The organism is Scytonema sp. UIC 10036, assembly GCF_009725235.1.
The window spans coordinates 26,593-47,550 of sequence record NZ_WJFC01000083.1 but is presented as its reverse complement, the minus strand read 5'-3'; the positions used below and the strand labels follow the sequence as shown (position 1 = coordinate 47,550).

At 42.7% G+C, this 20,958-nt stretch carries 16 protein-coding genes; 5 read left to right on the top strand and 11 right to left on the bottom strand.

The annotated features are described in order from the left end of the window. Nucleotides 1–27: 27 nt before the first annotated feature. The gene (locus F7734_RS31835; protein ID WP_155748553.1) at nt 28–237 is read right to left on the bottom strand and encodes an RNA-binding S4 domain-containing protein; all 210 of its coding nucleotides are present in this window, start codon (nt 235–237) and stop codon (nt 28–30) included. A 139-nt stretch (nt 238–376) separates the two neighbouring features. Here F7734_RS31835 and F7734_RS31830 point away from each other — a divergent pair, with 139 nt between their 5' ends. Then, entirely contained in the window at nt 377–1,408 is a 1,032-nt protein-coding gene (locus F7734_RS31830; RefSeq protein ID WP_243147198.1) for a diacylglycerol kinase family protein, read from the top strand. A gap of 334 nt (nt 1,409–1,742) precedes the next feature. Here F7734_RS31830 and F7734_RS31825 read toward each other — a convergent pair whose 3' ends face one another. The 4 genes from F7734_RS31825 to F7734_RS31810 all read right to left on the bottom strand — a co-directional run bounded on the left by F7734_RS31825 (nt 1,743) and on the right by F7734_RS31810 (nt 7,500). Further along, complete coding sequence (locus tag F7734_RS31825; protein ID WP_155748552.1) at nt 1,743–3,395, bottom strand: heme peroxidase family protein; 1,653 nt, start codon at nt 3,393–3,395, stop codon at nt 1,743–1,745. A 379-nt stretch (nt 3,396–3,774) separates the two neighbouring features. Continuing rightward, nucleotides 3,775–5,121 carry a pyridoxal-dependent decarboxylase gene (locus F7734_RS31820; RefSeq protein ID WP_155748551.1) on the bottom strand — a complete coding sequence of 449 codons (1,347 nt, stop codon included), beginning with the start codon at nt 5,119–5,121 and terminating at the stop codon, nt 3,775–3,777. A gap of 71 nt (nt 5,122–5,192) precedes the next feature. Beyond that, nucleotides 5,193–6,392 carry an FAD-dependent monooxygenase gene (locus tag F7734_RS31815; protein WP_155748550.1) on the bottom strand — a complete coding sequence of 400 codons (1,200 nt, stop codon included), beginning with the start codon at nt 6,390–6,392 and terminating at the stop codon, nt 5,193–5,195. A gap of 58 nt (nt 6,393–6,450) precedes the next feature. After that, nucleotides 6,451–7,500 carry an RRXRR domain-containing protein gene (locus F7734_RS31810; protein ID WP_155748549.1) on the bottom strand — a complete coding sequence of 350 codons (1,050 nt, stop codon included), beginning with the start codon at nt 7,498–7,500 and terminating at the stop codon, nt 6,451–6,453. Between the two features lie 711 nt (nt 7,501–8,211). Here F7734_RS31810 and bla point away from each other — a divergent pair. The 3 genes from bla (at nt 8,212) to F7734_RS31795 (ending at nt 13,125) form a co-directional block, all read left to right on the top strand. Continuing rightward, nucleotides 8,212–9,240, top strand: coding sequence for a class A beta-lactamase (gene bla / locus F7734_RS31805; RefSeq protein WP_155748548.1), 1,029 nt, complete (start codon nt 8,212–8,214; stop codon nt 9,238–9,240). Between the two features lie 92 nt (nt 9,241–9,332). Continuing rightward, on the top strand, nt 9,333–11,627 hold the full coding sequence (locus F7734_RS31800) for a site-2 protease family protein (RefSeq protein ID WP_155748547.1): 2,295 nt from the start codon (nt 9,333–9,335) through the stop codon (nt 11,625–11,627). A gap of 118 nt (nt 11,628–11,745) precedes the next feature. Further along, a complete protein-coding gene (locus tag F7734_RS31795) occupies nt 11,746–13,125 on the top strand; it encodes a DUF2254 domain-containing protein (protein ID WP_155748546.1) in 1,380 nt (459 codons plus the stop codon). Here F7734_RS31795 and F7734_RS31790 read toward each other — a convergent pair. The 5 genes from F7734_RS31790 to F7734_RS31770 form a co-directional block, all read right to left on the bottom strand. Then, nucleotides 13,079–13,234 carry a hypothetical protein gene (locus tag F7734_RS31790; protein WP_155748545.1) on the bottom strand — a complete coding sequence of 52 codons (156 nt, stop codon included), beginning with the start codon at nt 13,232–13,234 and terminating at the stop codon, nt 13,079–13,081. The two genes, F7734_RS31795 and F7734_RS31790, sit on opposite strands and share 47 nt — an antisense overlap. 22 nt (nt 13,235–13,256) lie before the next feature. Next, a complete protein-coding gene (locus F7734_RS31785; RefSeq protein ID WP_155748562.1) occupies nt 13,257–14,690 on the bottom strand; it encodes an AAA-like domain-containing protein in 1,434 nt (477 codons plus the stop codon). Between the two features lie 95 nt (nt 14,691–14,785). Next, complete coding sequence (locus tag F7734_RS31780; protein WP_155748544.1) at nt 14,786–15,547, bottom strand: MinD/ParA family protein; 762 nt, start codon at nt 15,545–15,547, stop codon at nt 14,786–14,788. Between the two features lie 73 nt (nt 15,548–15,620). Continuing rightward, nucleotides 15,621–16,037: a hypothetical protein gene (locus tag F7734_RS31775; protein ID WP_155748543.1), complete on the bottom strand. Its 417-nt coding sequence runs from the start codon at nt 16,035–16,037 to the stop codon at nt 15,621–15,623. A gap of 182 nt (nt 16,038–16,219) precedes the next feature. Continuing rightward, complete coding sequence (locus F7734_RS31770; RefSeq protein WP_155748542.1) at nt 16,220–17,119, bottom strand: pyridoxamine 5'-phosphate oxidase family protein; 900 nt, start codon at nt 17,117–17,119, stop codon at nt 16,220–16,222. A 257-nt stretch (nt 17,120–17,376) separates the two neighbouring features. Between F7734_RS31770 and F7734_RS31765 the strand changes: the two genes are divergently transcribed. Then, the gene (locus F7734_RS31765) at nt 17,377–18,885 is read left to right on the top strand and encodes a helix-turn-helix domain-containing protein (RefSeq protein ID WP_243147197.1); all 1,509 of its coding nucleotides are present in this window, start codon (nt 17,377–17,379) and stop codon (nt 18,883–18,885) included. Here the strand turns inward: F7734_RS31765 and F7734_RS31760 are convergent. Next, on the bottom strand, nt 18,842–20,812 hold the full coding sequence (locus tag F7734_RS31760) for a DUF1565 domain-containing protein (protein ID WP_166482276.1): 1,971 nt from the start codon (nt 20,810–20,812) through the stop codon (nt 18,842–18,844). The two genes, F7734_RS31765 and F7734_RS31760, sit on opposite strands and share 44 nt — an antisense overlap. Nucleotides 20,813–20,958 lie beyond the last annotated feature (146 nt).

Here is a 20,958-nt window from a genome sequence, read left to right as displayed (position 1 = left end):
AACGATAATTTGTTTTTTGCAGTTTCTCTAAGAATTATTCAAATCTACTTTAAGCGTTTGCCCTCCCACCGTCACTTCATCACCCGATACTAATTGCCGTCCCCGCCTGGTTTCCACTGAACCATTCACTTTGACTTCGCCCCCCTGAATCATCAGTTTTGCTTGCCCTCCAGTGGATGTTATACCCATCAACTTCAAAAACTGGTCTAATTTAATTTTACTTTCGCTTGTGTCCATAACGCATGGGAAAGGTGAAATGCAAAAAATCTTCTTTATATTAGCTTGAAAATCGGGAGTCAAGAGTTTATTAGCCGATGGGCTAGAATTGCTAGAATTGTCTGTAGGGGTTATCTCACAGCACCCTGGAGTTGGGCAAATGAAACACGCACGTCTAATTATGAATCCGGTGTCTGGAACTGATGAGCCTAATCCCTTGAAATTGCCAGATATTTTGGCGGCACTAGAGGCAGAAGGCATTCGGGCTGACTTAGCATTTACCAAGCCTGATGAGTCGCCGGCGGTAATTGCCCAACGAGTTGTTGAAGAAGGTTACTATGATATGGTCATCGTGGGGGGCGGTGACGGTACAGTCAGTGAAGTTGCAAAAGGTTTGCTTCATGCCCCAATTCCACTGGGAATTATACCAATTGGTACTTATAATAATATTGCTCGAACCCTGAATTTACCAATGGATTTTCTCCAAGCCTGTCAAGTATTGGGTCGGGGGCAAATTAAGAGTATTGATGTTGGACAAGCCAATGACAAGCACTTCTTTTTAGAAGCAGCTGGGGTAGGGCTAGATGCAACTCTATTTCCTATTGGCGAAGAAATCAAGGGTGGAAGGTGGGGACGGATGCTTCAAGCTTTTCGCTTGGCAATGGGTTATCAACCGCAAGCCCTGAAGATTGAGTTAGATCGTCCCATCGCCCAAGCTAGGACTCACCCAATACCAAGCCCAAGATTTTTAAGACGAAAAATAGCTAGTCTCAAAGAATTTCAGACTAAAGCTTTGTTAGTTGTGATTGCAAATACACCTTACTATGGTGCGGCATTTATGGTTGCACCAAATGCGATCGTAGATGACGGTTTGCTAACAGTCACTATTTACCGTCAGTTTAGTAAGTGGGAACTGGTGCGTCATTTTTGGTCAATCAGTCGGGGACAGTACAACTACAACCCCAAAATTGAGACTTACCAAGTTGCATCGGTTCGTCTCTCCTCAAACGCCAAACTACCCGTTCATATAGATGGGAATCAAATTGGGGAAGTCCCAGTGACGTTGAAAGTAGTCAAGCAAGCATTGAAAGTGGTTCTTCCAAGTGCTGATACGCCAACTTATCAATCTCAAGACGATGCCAATCCGCCTATAGTGCTTCCCGTTGAGTCACAGAAAGAAGTGGATGATTAGATTTTGGATTTTGGATTTTGGATTTTGGATTTTGGATTTTGGATTTTGGATTTTGGATTTTGGATTTTTAATAGGCATCTCCAAAAAAGAAGATAAAAGTCCTGTACATTTAGGGTCGGTACTTCATTTCTGGAGATGTCTAATAGAAAAATATAAGGGTGGAATTTTATTGTCCCACCCCTTTATTATTACTCCCTTTCCGCCCGAAGATGACCTATTTAAATGAACCGCAAAGACGCAAAGAGCACAAAGAAAGAGGAAAAGCAAATCGGTAATTTTAGAGCGGGACGGGAGTAATTTTGTTGGTCACTGCTTACTGCTCACTGCTCACTGATTAAAGCATGACTCCAGCGAACTTCAAAAAATCGCCAATCTCGCGAATTTCTTTACCATTTGGTAGCTTGACACCTTGGGATGGGTTCCAATCTTTGTTAAGGTAGGAGAATGGATCGTTTTTCATCAAACCAATGAAGGTTTCAGCGACAATGCGGCTGCCAACTTCACCTAAGGAGTCGCCGTTGGCACGAATTTCTGACTCTTTAAGAATGTAATACCATGCTGGAGTCTTTTCTAGAAAAGGTGCAAGGGCTTGATTCATTTGTGTGGAATTGCGACGCTGAAGTTCTTCGGCTGTCAATCTTTTGACACCTAGTTTATCAGCTAAGCTCTGCCCGGTGGGAATACTGAGCAAGTATCCACGCAGCAGGTTTCGCTTGGCAAGATGCTTGAGAAGGTCGTTAATTGCCTGAGTGTTGCTTTGATCGATCTCATTATCCATCTCTGACAAAAACTTTGTCAAACGCGTGTCAATCCTGCGTGCCGAATTTCTGCCTCTTATAGATGCTCTTCCTTTGTCAGCAAAGCGGTTCCATTCAATAATCCAGTTAAAGGGGAGAGTGGAAGTACCTCCTAAACCTCCTTTACCTGTAAAGAGAAAGAGGAGATTGAAAGTTGCATTAGTTATGGGTTGTGGAGTTAATGGTCTGTCTGTAAAATTACGGTTGTGGTCATAGGCACCACGTATCAAACTATGCCCAAAGCGATAAGCTGCAACGGAGAATTCAAGGGGCATAAAGAGTTCTCCATTCCGGAGTTTATAAAATTTCAGACCCCCTGTCAGGATACTATCTACTGTTCCTTTGACTGTTAATGTTTTCAGAAAATCATTGATAACCAGCCACTGGTAGTGCCAGCGAACTAACTGTTGCGCCCGTTTAAACAAAGTTATGTTGTCTCCGGCATTTTTAGGTTCGTTAGCCCGTACCCAATCTACAACTGCATTGTGGAACCGTAGAAAAGCAACATGGAGTTGTGCCACAATCAGATTCTCATCGTTGCGACTATCACCAATGATAGCTCTCTTGTTCTCATCACGTGGGAGATCGCGCATCAAATCGCCTTCTGGTGGAATTTTAACTCCAGGTATATCAGGACTATCAGTAGCTTGACCCACTTTCAGTTTAACTGGGTCGTTTTCTTGATAAAAACTCTTTGCTTCCGTGGGGAAGTTGGGATCTAGGGTTGGACCATCACCATAAACACTATCAAGATCGAATGTGGGTCGGCGCAAATTTTTGAGTTTTTCAATGACAGTACTGGGTGGTAGAGGTTTGAAATCCTCCTTGGTAATGTCAGTTTTTAGATCTTCAGAGGTGCGATCTGTGTTGGCGGTGATGTCATGGTCGATAAATTGCCCGAAATAAGTAAAAACTGGAGGTATGGTTGAGCTAATTGGTGCTTGTGGTGGAGGCTCAGTGAAATCAGTACTGTCAATCATTGCATCGCCCAAAGCCTTGAGCTTTGCAATCACATCTTTGGTATTTGTAACTGGGAGTAGGCTGTTTGGATCTTTAGCAAGTTCTGGAAAAAGGTAATCAAAATCTGTTTCCACATCGATCGCTCGCGTGCGACTTTCTTCAACAGACCTCGTTACAGCCTCTTGCTTGATATAACCACCATGACTAAACTGAAATGGAATGTTTTGCATTATCTTCTCCTCGTTTATGTTTTCCAATTAGAAGGGTTTGTAGTTTAAAGTTGTTAATATTGCTCGTTCTTCCTAAACTCCCGTCTTTTTTTTATATGTGTCAGTGAAATCAACTTATGCACTATCAGCACTCACGCTACATGACTACCTTTTTTCTAAGGTGTCAGAAAAAACCCTCTTCTGGTATTACCTTTAAGGGTACCTTTAACAATCTGTAATTTTGCGTAGTGCTTGATGTTTGCCCCTGTACAAAAGCTAATGATCGTACAGTTTGATTGAATACGAAAAAAAGCTCTGTAAAATTTAATAATTGCGATCGCAGCGATTGGGGATTGGGGACTGGGGACTAGGATTGATAGCACAAGTTTGGTTTCTGATACTATTTCTTAGCAATACGCAATATAGTCTCTAGGCTGCCCTCCACATCTTCATCAGTTGTTGCCCAAGATGATACGCTAATTCGCATTGCGGCTTGTCCCTGCCAAACAGTACTACCACACCAACAAGTACCATCTGCTTGAATCTCTGAGATCGCACGAAGAGTCGTTTCTGCATCTCCAAAAGATACCAAGACTTGATTTAAGACTACATCGTTGAGAATCTGATATCCAGCTGCTTGAATCTCTCTGGCAAAATGTCTTGCATGACGGCAAGTACGTTCAACGAGATCGGCGACTCCAGAACGACCTAGCGATCGCAGTGCTGCCCAAACTTCAACTCCACGAGCGCGTCTGGAAAATTCAGGTGTGTAGTCAGATGGATTGCGGCGATCGCTCACAGTTGGTAAATATGAAGCACTAACTGCCATTGCCGCTCTTAACACATCCGCATTCCGAACAAATGCCAGCCCGCTATCATAAGGAACATTCAACCACTTATGAGCATCGGTTGCCCAAGAGTCAGCTTTTTCCACACCATATGTCAGATAAGCTAAAGATGGAGATGCGGCTGCCCAAAGTCCAAACGCACCATCAACGTGTACCCACACTCCCGGTGTACGTGTGCGATCGCAAATGTCCCCCACGGGATCGCATGCACCCGTGTTGACGTTTCCGACTTGGGTACAAACGATCGCAGGACTTGTCACAGGTGCGATCGCCTCCGGACGCATTCGCCCTTGGGAGTCCACTGGTACTTTTACCACTCGATTGCGCCCCAATCCCAATAATCCCAATGCTTTGAGCAAACTCGGATGCACTTCTTCTCCAACCACGACTGTAATAGGGGGTGCGCCAAACAACCCATCCGCTTCTATATTCCAACCAACGTGTTCGAGGACAGCGTGACGAGCCGCCGCGAGCGCTGTAAAGTTGGCAACAGTTGCTCCCGTAACGAATGCTCCGCCACACTCAGGAGGCAAGTGTAATAAATCCAAAAGCCAGTATAGAGCAACCTGTTCCAAAAAGGCAGTTGCAGGTGTGATGTGAGCCAGCCCGGAATTTTGATCCCAGGCTCCGGCTAACCAATTTGCTGCTAGCGTAACAGGGAGAGAACCTCCTGTCACGAAGCCAAAGAAACGAGATCCCGCCATTGCCATCGTTCCAGGGGAACCAATTTCATCAAGCAACTGTAGAACCAGTTCTGGATCGGCAGAATCCTCCGGTAGTGGTTCATCGAACTGAGTCAGCTTGGCGATCGCTTCTGCTGATGGAGCAACATTACGGCTTTGCAATTCCTCAAGATAACGAATTGCAAGGTTAGAGGTCGTTTCCAAAAGTTTCCGCATTTTTCAAGTTTATCTTAAAGTGGCAGAATCATTCTTACCTATAATGGACGTGAATTTCAGATTTCATTCCCTCAAACAGTTAATTTTACCTGCCTGACGCCTTGGCGCAATTCGCGCTGTCGCTTGAGCCAAGACTGTCGAACACCATTGCGAATTAAAGGAGCAAACTGACTCGCACCCCATCTTAGGAATGCGCTTTTCCCCAGTCGTTCCGCAAGAGATGCTTCCTCACTTTGAAGTTTTTGTGCTCTGATAATCTCCGGTTCTCGCTCGGCTTGAATCTGTGGCAGTACTGCATCAATTGCTTCATATCCGGCTCCTGAAAGCAACAGGGGAACGAGATGATTGGCTGTAACAATTACATCTCGTAACGCCATATTAATACCTTGGGCGCGGATAGGTGACATGGGATGAGCTGCATCTCCTAAAAGGAGTAATCCTGGTGCATACCAGCGCGGACAGCGCCCAACGACAACGGATAACAACACCGGTCGCTCGATAGAGTGAGCATTTTGCTGGAAATGCTCTGCCAACCATGGAGGTGATGCGGAAGCAAGCATAACAGACCAATCGACGTGCTTCCAGTCTAGAGAGTCACGTTCGTGAAGCGCCCACCCTACTTGGAGATTGCCTTCTGAGGAGCGGAACAATCCAAATGCGTTCTCGTCTTTAAGAATTGAATAAAAGATATTTTCAGTTTCAAAGCGCGGGCTATCTGCTAATTTAAACCACAGAATGTCAAAGCTTTGAGATTGTTGCTCTAAATGCAAGTTGGCACAACTACGAACAATGGAATTACGACCATCTGCTCCAATAACTACATCGGCAAAAAACGAGCGATCGTCACCCAGTTTTACACCAGAAACTCGTTTGTCGCTCCAGTGTAAATCCCTGACGGTTGAACCCTGCACGAACTCAAAATTGGGATAGGTGCTGGCAAGATTAATTAATTTTTCGAGGAGGGCGGGCTGTGAAACGAGGGTGCAAGGCTTACCACCTGGTTCTATTGGTTCATTCACTCGAAATAGGGTTCGGTTATTGATGGAGAATTCCCAACCATCCAGGGGGCGATGGGGAATGGACTCTAGCACGGTTAGTAGCTCCATCTGTTCTAGGGCATCTAGCCCACTGGGCATCAGTCCTTCACCGCGAAAGACTCTTTGGAAGTTACGGGATGCTTCAATCAGCTTGACTGATATGCCACATTTTGCTATAAGGAGTGCAAGTGTTGCACCTGCTGGCCCTGCTCCAACAATGACAACTTGATTCATCTAAAAACTCCTGGGAGTGTGGAAACCGCCAAATTCTATTTGGCGGAGGAAACACGACTCACGCGGATTTATCCGCAGTGACAATGCGCCACGAGCCGTAAGATTTAAATTTGCAATCATTGGGATTTGCGTTTTGAGTTAACCGCTTGCCAGTGGTTAAACTGTGCAAGCTAATTGTCTTCCTGTTTGGCTCTTTTTTAGTTGGCGATTCTTGCCAACCACCAACGTAGCAAACCCCATGTTTGGAGTGCTTGACAATTGAACCACGTTTAAAACCAGCACTGATTGTTCCACCATAGCGAGGTCGAGTCCCTCCCGATTGATGCTGTAGTCTGTGCAGTTGACGGCGATGAAATTCCAAAGGGATAACTTCAATAAGTTTGGTGTTATCAGGAATCAGGTGACCGCCAACGTACCAGTTGGCTAAAACCCATGAATCAACGCAGTGGGATTCAAACTTATTAGATAGTTTGTTTTTAGATTTCTTTAAGCCCAATTCTTGCCGCATTTCGTAAGTTTCATTTCCCGAACGGATTTCTAGATTTGTGATTTGACGCAATTCCGAATAAAACCATTCTTTGCCAACTTCTAAAGGCGAAAACATGGAATTCCACTTGCGTCCGTTTTTCCGTGTTTTAGCTTTTATGTCTTCAACAACAAAAGTTGTGACGCCAAACATGGATTCTAGCCACTTACAGATACGAAGCTTCCATTGCCAACGAGCTTTAGTTGACGGTGCTAATCGTTCCTTGTTGACTAATCGATTCTGGCGATTCTGGCGACAAGGCGTTTTGCGAAACCGTCTAGCACGCCGCATATTCCGACGTGTCTCTATATGGTCTTTTACCCAATCAACTGCGTGAGTTTGTACGTTTAGGTAGGTGTGCGATTTAGACTTTACGGTAAACCCTTCACGTTTGCTGCCTGGGTCTACTCCAATTGCAATCGGTTGGTAATTCCGGTTACTTGGTTCGGTGTTAAGTCGAACGCAAAACACCCCTTTGCGGAAGAATGGCGTAGCTTTACCCGACTTTATCCAACGTTTAGCCCTTGAAGGGGTCGTTGGCATGAGGGGTCGGTTATTTTTATCTACTACTGGAACAAACATTTACGATAAGTCCTATCTCTAGGTGTATATTTCCCTTCGCCACTGGCACATTAGAGAGGTGAAAAACTAGGGAGGCATTCTTAACGTCTTGTGGGATACCACTCCCAAATGGCTCAGTTTGTCTCAAGGACATAGGCTAGACACTGGTTTAGTCTCGCATTAAGAAATTGGTGAGTTTTCCTCTTACAAGCCCCCGAATAAAATTCGGGGGTCAGTGACATGGATTCCGATACTTTTTCGTTAACCTCACCCCGCGCTGTCTTATACTACAGTAGTTTTCAAGTAAATGAACATAAATGCGATCTAATAGAGCTCTGTATACATCCATCCTATGCCCAGCACCATGTAAATAGGAATAAAAATTCCCATAAATATGACCATTTTTTTCCGCTTAAATCCAATCATTGCTCCTAGAAGCGCAAATGGTATGCTGGCAACAATATGTATAAATGTCCATCTTAATAACATAATAAATGCGTACCCTACTAAGCCACCTAATGTGTAAACTATCAGCTTTTTCAGTAAACTTAAACGTGTTTTGAGACTTGGAGATTTGAGTGGCGATCGCATTGTCAAATTTGCTTTAACACTTAATTACTTTTGAAAGTATATTCAGTCTACCTGCCAACTACGTTAAATGTCGCCCCACTTGATTATAATATGGGGAAACTTAAAATTAACTTACAGATTTGTTCATAAAGTTAGATTGCGATGCTTTCAGTTTTTGTACGTCGTTTTTTGTTTTCGTTAGCAGTGATGCTGCTAGTATCTATGTTGTTGCCACTTCAACCACAAGAATCTTTTGTCACGACAGCAGCACAGATTAAGACAACACCGTTAAACAGTATTGATGTCTCAGCCGCTCGAGGTAATGTTGGGATTGGGGTTTTAGACTTGAAGACTGGTAAAAGTTGGTTTCGCAATGGCAAGCAGCGCTTTCCCATGCAAAGTGTATACAAAGTTCCGATCGCGATCGCTGTTTTGAAGCGAGTGGATGAGGGTAAGCTTGCGCTCAACCAATCCGTCACTGTTACCCGTCAGGAATTTGCACCAGAATGGAGTCCGATGACTCAAGAGTTCAAGGGTAATAGCCAACAATTTACGGTTCAAAACCTGCTCGAACGTTCTGTAGGAATTAGTGATAATACGGCTGCTGACGTTTTGGTGCGATTGGTGGGTGGAACCGAGCAAGTTAATGCGATTTTAGGTAAGCTGAAAATTCGTGATGTCCGTGTAGATAGATTGGAGCGGCAATTACAGTCTGATTGTGTGGGGCTGACAAAGTTCCGTCCGGAATTAGCTGATAAAAAAAAATGGTCTGAAGCTGTAGGAAAGATTCCAGATAGTGTTAAAAAATCGGCTCTGGAAAAGTATCTTGCCGATCCGCGAGATACTGCTACTCCTGAAGGTATCGTTGACCTTTTGGTTAAGTTGCAATCCAATCAGTTATTGTCTCAAAAATCTACTGCTTTATTACTAAAAATAATGACCGATTCACCAACTGGAGCAAAGCGGCTGAAAGCAGGGCTACCTCATAATTGGTCTATTGCACATAAGACTGGTACTGGTCCTGATGTTCTGGGAATCGGTACTGCTACAAATGATGTTGGTATAGTGAGTTCACCAAATGGGAAGCGTGTTGCGATCGCTGTATTTGTAGCTGGTTCAAAAGCTCCTATAGAAGCTCGTGAAAAAGTGATGTCTGACGTTGCCTCGGTAGTCGTAAAAGCAGTAGAGTAAGAATATCTTCGTTTTTTCCAGCAATTCTACGACACTGAATTTCTGGGTTGTAATTTGGGAATACTGAGTATAGTTTAAGCTCTCAGGTTGCTATGCAATACTTGCTCTACCCCATCGCTCTCTATGTCCTGCTGATTGTTCTTACGTACTTCATCACCTTTTTACAACTTTGTAAGTCAAGGCTCCAATACCCAAAGTACCAGCTTGAAAATGCTAACGCAGTACCAACGTACCGCAAAAAGCTATTTCAGGCTTCAATTAAAGAATTAGAGGAATTTGGGTTTCAACCATGTAGCTATTTGCTGGTTCAAGCAATGCTTAGACTCCATCCCCCTACAACTTACGAGCTTTTACTTTATCACAAAGCATATAAAACCTACGCCATAGTTAGCATTCGCCGTCCAGCTGAAACCGTCAATATATTTGATATTGAGTTTTTCACCTTCTTTCGAGACGAAACCTTACTTGTAACGATGAATGGTAAGGGGTATAGCGTTCTTGGCAACACTTCCAATGTCATTATTCAAGATGCATATACAACTCAAACTTTCATTCAATGGCAAACTCATGAAAATAAATTAAATCAGTTAGCGACTAAGGTACAACCTTGGGGTTTAATGCCTGAAACTTTTGCTAAGGCTCTTCAAAAATACATCACCAACTACGTAGAGTGTTTGCTTAAGAAAAAAGAAATCTTACCTATTCCCGGTTCAGATTTATTTCAATTGCATTGGCTAGTAGCTTTAAAAATGACACAAAAGACCGTACAGGGTGCTAACAAGGCATCAAGTTTGGTCGCGCAACGCAAACAACAAGCTAAAACAAATAGCGCTCTTCAAGTCGAAATTCCTGTAGAGCTTGAAGTAGAGCAATTTCAATGGATGGAGTCTCAGCAACAAGGACTTTTAGGAGGTAAATTACGCACCTGGTTGCTATTAGGGAGCTTGTGTTTGTTTATTGCTAGTTATACTAAGTTATTTGCTGCTCAAAGCTTAATCATTTTTATAGCGGTTCTGTTGTTTCACGAAGGTGGACACTTGTTGGCAATGAAACTTTTTGGCTATCAAGACGCATCTATGTTGTTTCTACCTTTTTTGGGTGCAGTCGCTACCGCTCGTAAAGATGATGCTACACTTGCTCAAAAATTTTGGGTTTCCCTTGCAGGTCCATTACCAGGATTAATTCTGGGTGTAGGATTGGCGATCGCTTCTCGCAACGGTGGTTACTCGAGTTGGGTAACAGAAGCTGTTTGGATGTTGATTGGTTTGAATTTATTTAATTTACTTCCTGTCTACCCTTTAGATGGAGGTCAAATTGCCAATTTATTGCTATTTTCTCGATTGCCTTATACTGATGTCCTCTTTAAGATTTCTGGTACAGTCATTTTGGGACTACTAGCAATATCTCAACCGGGATTTTTCTTATTAGTTCTGATAGTTCTTTTTAGCATTCCATCGAACTTTAGGACTGCCAAAGTAAACTCTCAGTTGCAACAAGAACTGAAGCAACAAAAACCTACAAACCCAGAAAGCCTTTTGCATTCTATTTTCCATAAGTTAAAGCACTTGGGTTATGGAAATTTACCTTTTAATACAAGATATGTTTTGGCAAAAAATCTCATTGAGCGCCACTATGAATCTCATGCTAGGTGGACAACGGTTTTCTTTCTTTCCCTTGTTTATTGTGGTAGCTTACTTGGGGGGATTGCTGGGAGTTTGAGTGCGCTCGCGCCCAATTGGTTTATGGCAACAGTTTCTTTGTTTGAAGCACCGGAAACAATCAGAAAACGTGCAGTTGAGGTCAAACAACAAGAAATTGAGCGTGCAACTGAAGCGTTGCGTTTAAATCCCAACAATACCCATGCTTATATTAGGCGAGCACAAGCACGTCGCACTATGCAGGACTATAAAGGAGCCATTGCAGATTATGACCGGGTTGTGCAGCTAAACCCCAATAATGTTCCCCATCGTCTCACTCGGGCTAATTTTCATTTAAGTGTGCAAAATTACAAAAGTGCGATTCAGGATTACGATTGGATACTAAGCTTAAATCCTAACGATAGGCGAACTTATCGCAGAAGGGCGCAAGTACGTAATTTATCGGGGGATTATAAAGGTGCGGTTGCTGATTACACGACAGTTATCAAATTAAATCCCAACAATTTCTTGGCTTATCTCGAACGGGGACAGGTTTACCTGCTGTTAAAAGATTATAAGGCGGCGATCGCCGATGCAAACTCTGCTCTAAAAATTGATTCAAAACAACCCAAAGCTTATGTACTTCGCAGTCAAGCCCGCCGTCATTTGGGAGAAATGCAAGGTGCAATCGCAGATGAACAAATAGCGGATAAGCTTTACCAAGCTTCGGAGGGAGAGGAAGAAATTTAAATGAGTCGGTAAAAACTCAAGATACGTCCACAAGTTTTGCACTATTTGCGTTTATCTTGGAACTATCGTGCTTATCAGTCATTGACTTAATCTTTTCAAAAACTGCTAACAACGAAGAATGAGAAACGTTAAATTGAGCAAGCTGTGGGATGCGCTCCACTCCAGCTACTGGTTTATACCAGCAGTTATGGCGGTGGGGGCAATAGCCTTGGCGTTTACAATGCTAACCTTTGACCGTACAGGTCAAACAGCGATTGAGCAATGGTGGTGGATCTACACTGGTGGTGCTGATGGTGCGCGATCGCTTTTGGAAGCAGTTGCGGGTTCGATGATTAGCATTTCTGCTACAGCCTTTTCGATTACAATTGTAGCGCTTCAGCTTGCTGCTTCCAACTTTGGACCTCGGCTCTTGCGTAATTTTATGCAAGATACTGGTAATCAAATTGTACTTGGAACTTTCATTGGTACATTCATCTACTGCTTGCTCGTATTGCGGACAATTCATGGCGAAGGAGATGGATACAGCCAATTTGTGCCGCAACTTTCAGTTACAGTCGGTATCGTGTTAGCAATTGTTGGTATTGCCGTTTTGATTTATTTTATACATCATGCTTCTACTATAATTCAAGCATCTCACGTCATCCGAAGTGTTAGCGATGATTTAGACAAAGCTATTAAGCGCTTATTTCCAGAGAAAATTGGACACGGTGAACCAGAACAGAGGCAACTCGTTGCAGAAATTCCAGTTTCTTTTGAGAACCAAGCTTGCCCTATTAGAGCAAATAGCACGGGTTACTTGCAAATCATTGATGACGAAAAATTGATGCAGATTGCCCGGAAGTACAATTTGCTATTACATCTCAAAACTCGACCGGGAAAGTTTGTCGTTCAAGGCAGCAATTTGGTCATGGTTCTTCCTGAAGAACGGTTAAATAACGTCAAGACGCGCCATGACAGCAGGTCTTTACAGAAACAAATCAATGATGCTTTTATTTTGGGTAATGAGCGTACCGAACAGCAGGATGTGGAGTTCCCTATCAATCAGTTGGTAGAAATAGCCCTACGTGCCATGTCTCCTGCTGTCAACGATCCGTTTACTGCAATTCGGTGTATCGATCGATTATGCGCCGGACTATGCAATCTAGTTCAACGGGATTTTCCTTCACGCTACCGCTACGATAAAGATAACAATCTGCGTGTAATTGTTGAATCGATAACTTTTGAGGAGTTGGTTGAGAGTGCGTTTAATGAAATTCGGCAGTATGGGCGATCCGATACAGCAGTGACGATTCGTCTTATAGAAGCACTTGCTGCGATCGCTGCATATACTGACAATTCTAAATACCAAACAGTTCTACAGCGTCATGCGAGCATGATTTTGCAAAGTGCGATCCAGGCATTGCCTGATGAACAAGACCGCCTGGTTGTACAGGAGCGATATAATAGCGTCATTAAAAATCATGCACAATTAAAACTCCAAACAATACCCAAAGAGTGACGATCGCGCCAGCAGCTATCCAGTTTGTCGGTTTATCTTGAGACTTAGCAGTTTCAGCTTTTTGGCTAGTTGTTTTAGTGACTGCATAATTGAGCGTGAGGTTAATCATAATTGTTTAACCGGAGATCGTATCATGAGTCTAGATGCTTGCTAAAATACCGTCGATAAAGCTCACAGCTAGGCATAACCAGATTTCCATGCAGCTTGACTAACCCCATGCTATGTAGCTTAAACGCACTTAATTGCTCTATTTCTACAGGTGTTGGTGATGCGATCGCCTGCTCGTAAGCAGCTGCTAATTGAGGATGTTCTTGTAGACTTCGTAAATGTCGGTGGAGGTGATTGCAATAAATACCCGCATTTGTTGCAGCCGTTTGGATTAACTGTTTCAAAGTCAAGTCTTGTTGTGTTATATAATACAATGCTTGCTGTAGGAGATACGGATGTCCTGCCACAAGCTGCATAAGTTCTGATAATTCATCCTCAGATAAATGAAGCCCATAACGTTGGGATAAATCCAACACTTGCAGGGGTGTAAATGCCTGCAACTCTATTGCCAAACCAACATTAAACGGAGACTTATTGATATCCAACGGAATATAAACTTCTGTAGAATGGACAATCACCAGCCGAAGATTTTGCCACAGAGGATTGCCACTATCCCCATAAGCCGCTTCTTCATACCACGAGCGCAACAGCGTAAAGAAATCATCAACAATTTCTGGGTGTAAAAACACTTCATCAACTTGATCTAACGCCAATACCAAAACACCATTAATCTCTGGTAGCAAACAGTCTTCAAAATAAGCGGTACAGTTACTTTTACAGCCAAAAGTTTCACTCCAGTAATCCTCTACTCGATGTGGTAACTGCAACTTCCGAGTCACAGAAGCGCAGAACCAACGTAAGAATTTATCTAAATCATTAAAAATACAACGTTCTGCTCGCTGCAAGCTAAGCGCCACCGTCCGTACTGCCATATTATTACCACGAGCAGAACACTGTTGTTTGGCATAAGCTAAAATTCTTACCATCAACGAAGTCTTACCCATTTGACTTGGTGCTTTAATGCGAATCAGTGCTCCTGGTCTGCTAATTTCTTCATAGCAGCGAGATTCTACGGAAGGACGCTCCATATAAAGATGAGAATTCAATGGCACCAGCCCTACTAGGGACTCCAATTCCGGAGATTGAACACTACGAGATGGAACAGTAGAAGAAGACAAGGAGGACAAGATAAATTCTTCCCTTTCGTCTTGGTCTTTCTCCTGTTCATAAAAAGTTCTTTGTGCCAATACTGCCATCAAATTATTTTTATTGACTTTTTCCCCAAGGCTAGATGAAAGAATCTGCCACAATTTCGGTCCCACATCATGCTTAATGTATTCAGGAGCATAGCTACAATCCACTGCAATTTGGTCATATTTTTGACCTAGCAAAGCCCCCCGCAGTACGGCTACTTCAATATTTCTCAGATGTCTTTGAGTCTTAGCAAAGACTGCAGCATCTGCCAGCTTTAAGGCGGTTTCAAAGTTAATTGTTTGCTCTTTAACACTTCCTGTCATTTGTTTCACTTCACTTTTTTGGTCATTTGTCATTTGTCATTTGTCATTCGCCTCGTTCTTAGGTGGAGCCTGGGAACGAGAGGACGGGTTACTGGTTACTGTTTGTTAATCAATACTTTTTTTGCAACCTGTTGAAGCATTTGACTTAAGGGATGATTCGGATATTCCAAACAAAAGAGTCCACTGCTGCCTAGTTGCGCCATATCTTCCGAAAGTGGAAATATAGCTGCAATAGGGACATTATAAGTTTTTTCTACTTTTTGTTGTAGTTCTGAAAAGTTCATGCGATTTGGTGTTTTGTTGATAACCATCATCATCTGGACTTTCAGCTGGCGGGCAACATTAACAGTCACAGCAGTTCCTTGAAAGTCCTGACGGTCTGGACGTAAAATGACCATTAAAAGGTCAGAAATAGCGATAGACAGCAAAGTTTCTCGACTCAGACCGGGGTGAGTATCAATGAATAAATAGTCCAATTGCAGTTCTTCAATCAACCGCCTGAATCCACTTTTCAGAATACTAACGTTGTATCCTTCACAGAGAATTCTGGCAATTTCATCAGCATTTATACTTGAAGGTATGAGGAAAACCCTGCCTTTTCCCTCAATGTCTAAATCAGAGCTAACATCATATGCGGTGTCAGCTATAGAACTGCGATTCCACAAATAGTCATTTAGAGTTTTGCCTGTAATTGTCTCATTAATATTAAATAAGGCATGGATACCGGGAGATTGGAGATCGGTATCTACAATTGCAACTCGGTTACCTTGGAGTGCGACTGCTACTGCTAAATTTGCTGTTAAGTTAGATTTACCAGTTCCGCCCCGAAATGAGTGAACCGCGATAATCTTAGACATTATATTTATAGTTTTAACCTATGGTAATTCTAAATCTTTTTTATCTTGGCAAGTACGGAAGAGCCGTTATGCACTAGCGATCGGCATTCCGCAAATATTCAACTTCTGCTTGCAATTTTTGAAAATAATCTGTCTGAGTAATTTCCGCAACCTGGTGTACAAGTTTATTTAAATCAATCTCGATTTGTATCTCCTGGATTTGGAGTTTCCTTGCTTCTTCCTGCCTTTTCAGTAGGCTTTCTAATTCAGCTTTTTCCTGCTTTAAAGCTTTAATTTCTGCCCTTAAATCCTCTTCAGTACTCTGTAACCAAGACTTAGACTTTGCTTTGACTCTATTCTTCCTAAACTGCTTCCTGGTTCTTCTAAAAGGAAAAGGCGTAAAGATACTGCTTGCTGCATTCACGAAAGCAGCGAAATTCACAATTTTGGTGCTTATCTCCATACCAAAGGGGACTGCTTCGATACAGTCATCGCGAGAATATTGGGACATAATGTACTCCACATCAATCTCAGGATTTTCCTGACAGCAGGAGATATCTCCTAGCTACTTCATCTTTTCTACAATTAGGCGATCGCGTAACCCAATGAAAGATCAGTTTTTCAGCGAAGACGGACTTGGAAAACTGGTCTTGACAAAAATAATATTTTATGTAATACATATAGTCTTAAATCTTAACCCGGATTCAAGGGTGAATATTCCCCAAACCGCCAACGGAGAGGGCAAGCATTTTTACTTTCCACCACTTGCTCGATATCAAACTCCACCAAACGTTGCGCTCCAGCAAACTCAATTAATTTCTCAGCATCCCAAATCACCTTTGCTTGCCCTGTCAATTGCAGTGTATCACCGCTTTCAAAATTGACAAACAGTAACCCTGCATGAGGATTTACAAGTAAATTGCCAAAGGTTTGAAACATATTATTTCCTGCATAATCGGGAAATACCAATTTGTGGCTATTTATGACTTGCACAAACCCCGGAAAACCACCACGATGAGAAGCATCAGTGCCAAATTCTGGATGACAGCTAGCAATAAAAAATGTATCAGCTTGAGCTATCCAACTTTCATCAGTTTGGCTAAGGGCATCTCTCGTGAATATTTCTGGTTGTTTGAGTGACGGTGTGAATTCGGTTTCTATATAACGCAATTGGATATATTTTGGACAGTTAAAAAAAACCTGTTTAAGTTCAACTTTAATTTTACCATCTGATTGTAAATTCGCTCTGCCATTGAGACGCAAGCGCCTGCGGTTTGCTAAATCAATGACTAGCAAACCAATGGTATTATGACTAGCAAGGTTCTGGCTGAGTAAATCTCTCGGTAAAAAAGTAGGATGAATCTCTATTGTATGTTCGCTTAAGACTCGAACAAAACCTGAATCCCCTGTTAATAACGAAGCCCAAACCCTTCCGTTAGCATCTACTGTACTTGCAACTGCTAGTTGTTGATTCTTGAGAAACTCTTGAGCTGCTGGCTTGATGATATTGCTAATCGTCTGACACAAACGTTGTGCCTCTTCGCGAACTCCTGCTTTATTTTGGATTGCGATTTCTCCAGGATGAAAATCCATATTTCAATAAAAATGATAATAAATATAATGGTATTGCGATGCCTTGACTTGATAAAAATCTTTACTTATCTACATATTTAATGACTTAGCTTAAATTCTCCAAGATCAGTTTTGGTTTCATTGCGCTGACTGAAATTGATCTTGGCAATAGTATGTGCCTGTGATATTGCGCTAAGCATAGAAATTTTGATATTTCTATCTATAGAGATAGATTTGTAAGGAAAACCTATCAACGTTACCCAATCCCCAATCAAAACATGGCTACATTAAATGCTTCTCAACAAGGACTGGTAAAAATCAAGCAAGCGAGAAGTCAAAAAGGTTGGTCTGTGGATGATTTCAGGTGGATGGAAGCAGCTAGTCTAATTTTGGGAACGAATTGGAAAGAACAGGGAGTACTAGCTGTGGGTATTTCTGAAGGAACTTGGAAAAGATTTTTAGCAGGAAAACACCCAATTAATGCCGAAGCATTTAAGGCTTATTGCCAGGTACTGGGGCTGAGTTGGGAAGAAGTTGCCGAAAAGAAGGTAAAAGATAGAACAAAACCTAGCAACCGAGAAACCATTTTTTCTCCCCAAAGCCCCCCATCTCCCCATCTCCCCATCTCCCCATCTCCTCCACTTAACGCAGATTGGGGTGAAGCACCTGACGTATCAACTTTTTATGGTCGTGAAGAAGAATTAAATACTGTCAAGCACTGGGTTGTGCAAGAAAATTGCCGCTTGATAACGTTGCTGGGTATGGGTGGGATTGGCAAAACGACACTGTGTGTCAAGTTAGCGCAACAAATCTCAGAGATGCAGGATACGAGGCGTGTCATTTGGCGCAGTCTTCGCAATGCACCCCCACCAGAAGATATTTTGACTGAACTGATTCAATTTTTATCCGAACAACAAGAAACGAATTTGCCAAATGGCGTCAGTAGCAGAATCTTGCTGTTACTAAAATATTTACGTTCTTCCCATTGTCTGCTGATTCTAGATAATGCTGAATCCATTTTACTTCCTGGCGATCGCACGGGTCGTTATCGGGTAGGATACGAAGGATACGGAGAACTGTTGCGATGTGTGGCAGAAACTTTGCATCAAAGTTGTTTGATTCTCACTTCACGGGAAAAACCCCAAGGACTGGCAAAGTATGAAGGGGATAATCTACCCGTGCGATCTTTACAACTTTCCGGTTTACCAGAAACAGAAGGGCGAGAATTATTTCATGCTAAAGGAAAATTTACAGGCTCTGATACCCAATGGCAAGCCCTAATTTCGCGCTATGGTGGCAATCCCCTGGCTCTGAAAATAGTCGCCTCTTCTATCCGCGATTTTTTTGATGGTAGCATTTCCCAGTTTCTAGAAATCTCCCAACAGGGTATCTTCATCTTCGATGATATTCGCGATTTACTCGACCAACAATTCCATCGCCTCTCCTCCTTAGAACGGGATATTATGTTTTGGATTGCCATCAATCGCGAACCTGTTTCCTTATCGAACTTGCAAACAGATTTTGTGACTCATGTTCCCCCTCGTGAATTGCTAGAATCCCTGTCATCTTTGCAAAGACGCTCTTTTATCGAAAAAACGGCTGGTGGCTTTACTCAGCAACCCGTTGTAATGGAGTACGCTATTACTCAAATCATTGAGAAAATATCCCAAGAAATTCAAGAATTGCCACATGGAGAACGAGAAGGAAACACTCAACACAACCCTACCCCCTATTCCCTACCCCCTAATTTATCGGCTCAACAGAGGCTCTTAAACCATTGTTGTTAAATATTTTCACCATACTATCGGCGTTGTAACGAGTGCTGAAAATGCCCGCTTGCATAACATCACGTCCCCGCCAGAGAGTCCGAAAAGCACCTGGTGCGAGAAATCTTACTAGTTCTTGGTCTTTCCCATTCTGTATCTCAACAATAACTCGGTAACGTAAATTAATTTGACCTTCTCGGGCAGGGGATGCCAATGCTGGGTTGTAAGCTGTTGCTGAAGAGTTTTGAGGTTGTGCTTTTCGCCTACCGCGACTGTTACCGATAGGAATATTAGCATTGGGAACTGGTAGAAGGGCTGACTCGCCGACAGGGGCTGCTTCTAAACCGGGCATTGATGCTGCTTGAGATCTTGCTCTTTGCACTGGTGCGGGTGCAAGTATAGTATTTGACTCTTGGAAATCTGCCTGGGGGGCAACAAACTCGATAGTATCGGGAGAAATTCGCCTATAGTTTGATTGTGGAGCTTCTGAAAAACTATTGACTGGTGGTTGAGTTGTACGGCTGGGGAAAGGTGCTGGTTGACGCAAGATTGTTCTAGTGGGTAAAGGTTGCCCTCGATATCCTGTCTGTACATTAGGTGGGAATGTGCTCATGCTTCTAGGTAAGGGTTGTCTGTTTACAGGGGATGCCGAAAGTGGAAAATTCTCTGGCGATGATGGTAGAACTTGATTGTTGATTTGTCTGGGAGTACTGCGGGAAGATGTATAGGGAGAGAGAGGGGGAGGTGGTGACGCAGGGACAGAGGAAATAGATCTAGTTTCTGTATAATTTGCTTCTCCTCCAAGACTCAGTGTGGTTGCATCTGCGATCGCGACATTACCTGTCAAATCAACTTTACCTGCAACACGGGTTTGAGTTATTTTGTTACCAAAAGCGGGAAAAGTTTCTTTGGCAGCACTGGCATTGATGTCGTAGCGGGTGTTGTTGCGAAACTCATTCCTTCCAGGTTCGGAAGCGCTTCCCAGATTGGGGACTGCCAAGGCAAGAGCAACCAATCCATCTTCTTTGCTACCCTGAATGAGATTATTTCGCAATAGGGGACGAGCCTTAGCTTGTACGATTACGCCAACTCTATTGTACTGAATCTGGTTACCCACTATAACTGGCTGAGAATTTTGAGCAATGTTAATGCCAAAACCTGTTTGTTGAAATACGTTTTCTCGTACTTCTGGACGGGAGGAACCAGAAATTGTGATTCCGTTTGCTCCATTTTCATAAAAGAAATTATTACGAATAACAGGCGCACTGTTGCCTGTGACTATAATCCCATCTTGGGTACTGCCAGTAAAAGTATTTTCTATAATTAACGGGTTACTATATTCAATCCACAAACCATAACCGCGTGGATTGGGATTGCTGAGAGTCACTCCAGTCAAGCTTGCTTGGTTTGCACCCACAATAGTGACGTTTTGACCTCCAAAGGTACGGCTGAGGTAACTGCCTCCTCCGGTAATTACAATACCACGACCTTTGCTACGATTGTCCCCTTGAATTGATACATTTGGTTTAAGAACTAAAGGAAATTTTTCTCCTGTTTCAACGCTGTAGGTTCCCTTTGAGAGCATAATAACCGTATTGGAACTGGCGACTTGTAGTGCTTGAGTAATTGTTTTGAAAGGAGTGTTTTCACCTCCGTTTCCTACTTTGTCATCTCCGATACTTGGGTTGACAAAGAGTACATTTACCTGAGACATTGTTCTGACACCGGGTTGTCCTCCATTCCGAATTTCGGTGGGGGGTAGCTGAGCAAGAGCAGCATTTCGGCTTGCATCTAGCAATCCTGTAAATGCCACTCCTATGCTAACGGCACATAATAAAATTGAAGAACGAAGCACTGACATCATTGATACATGAATAAAAGAATTTGACTTGAGTTTCTCAGTCATTAATCTTGCTGGTAAAGTATATGTCCAAGAAGGCTTTGTCATAACGTGGAGGCAATTCACTTTTACAAACTCCTTTGACTAACTAGCACTTTATATACTTCTTTAGACGTAAGTATGACCATAATGTTACTCGTATGTTGACCAAATGGGGATTGTTGATACAAAGTAATTTAAGAAAGAACTTATTG

What these genes read in the sequence shown, in the direction of transcription:
- F7734_RS31835 (WP_155748553.1), bottom strand. Translation starts at nt 237, where the DNA reads ATGGACACAAGCGAAAGTAAAATTAAATTAGACCAGTTTTTGAAGTTG.
- F7734_RS31830 (WP_243147198.1), top strand. Translation starts at nt 377, where the DNA reads ATGAAACACGCACGTCTAATTATGAATCCGGTGTCTGGAACTGATGAG.
- F7734_RS31825 (WP_155748552.1), bottom strand. Translation starts at nt 3,395, where the DNA reads ATGCAAAACATTCCATTTCAGTTTAGTCATGGTGGTTATATCAAGCAA.
- F7734_RS31820 (WP_155748551.1), bottom strand. Translation starts at nt 5,121, where the DNA reads ATGCGGAAACTTTTGGAAACGACCTCTAACCTTGCAATTCGTTATCTT.
- F7734_RS31815 (WP_155748550.1), bottom strand. Translation starts at nt 6,392, where the DNA reads ATGAATCAAGTTGTCATTGTTGGAGCAGGGCCAGCAGGTGCAACACTT.
- F7734_RS31810 (WP_155748549.1), bottom strand. Translation starts at nt 7,500, where the DNA reads ATGTTTGTTCCAGTAGTAGATAAAAATAACCGACCCCTCATGCCAACG.
- bla (WP_155748548.1), top strand. Translation starts at nt 8,212, where the DNA reads ATGCTTTCAGTTTTTGTACGTCGTTTTTTGTTTTCGTTAGCAGTGATG.
- F7734_RS31800 (WP_155748547.1), top strand. Translation starts at nt 9,333, where the DNA reads ATGCAATACTTGCTCTACCCCATCGCTCTCTATGTCCTGCTGATTGTT.
- F7734_RS31795 (WP_155748546.1), top strand. Translation starts at nt 11,746, where the DNA reads ATGAGAAACGTTAAATTGAGCAAGCTGTGGGATGCGCTCCACTCCAGC.
- F7734_RS31790 (WP_155748545.1), bottom strand. Translation starts at nt 13,234, where the DNA reads ATGATTAACCTCACGCTCAATTATGCAGTCACTAAAACAACTAGCCAA.
- F7734_RS31785 (WP_155748562.1), bottom strand. Translation starts at nt 14,690, where the DNA reads ATGACAGGAAGTGTTAAAGAGCAAACAATTAACTTTGAAACCGCCTTA.
- F7734_RS31780 (WP_155748544.1), bottom strand. Translation starts at nt 15,547, where the DNA reads ATGTCTAAGATTATCGCGGTTCACTCATTTCGGGGCGGAACTGGTAAA.
- F7734_RS31775 (WP_155748543.1), bottom strand. Translation starts at nt 16,037, where the DNA reads ATGTCCCAATATTCTCGCGATGACTGTATCGAAGCAGTCCCCTTTGGT.
- F7734_RS31770 (WP_155748542.1), bottom strand. Translation starts at nt 17,119, where the DNA reads ATGGATTTTCATCCTGGAGAAATCGCAATCCAAAATAAAGCAGGAGTT.
- F7734_RS31765 (WP_243147197.1), top strand. Translation starts at nt 17,377, where the DNA reads ATGGCTACATTAAATGCTTCTCAACAAGGACTGGTAAAAATCAAGCAA.
- F7734_RS31760 (WP_166482276.1), bottom strand. Translation starts at nt 20,812, where the DNA reads ATGACAAAGCCTTCTTGGACATATACTTTACCAGCAAGATTAATGACT.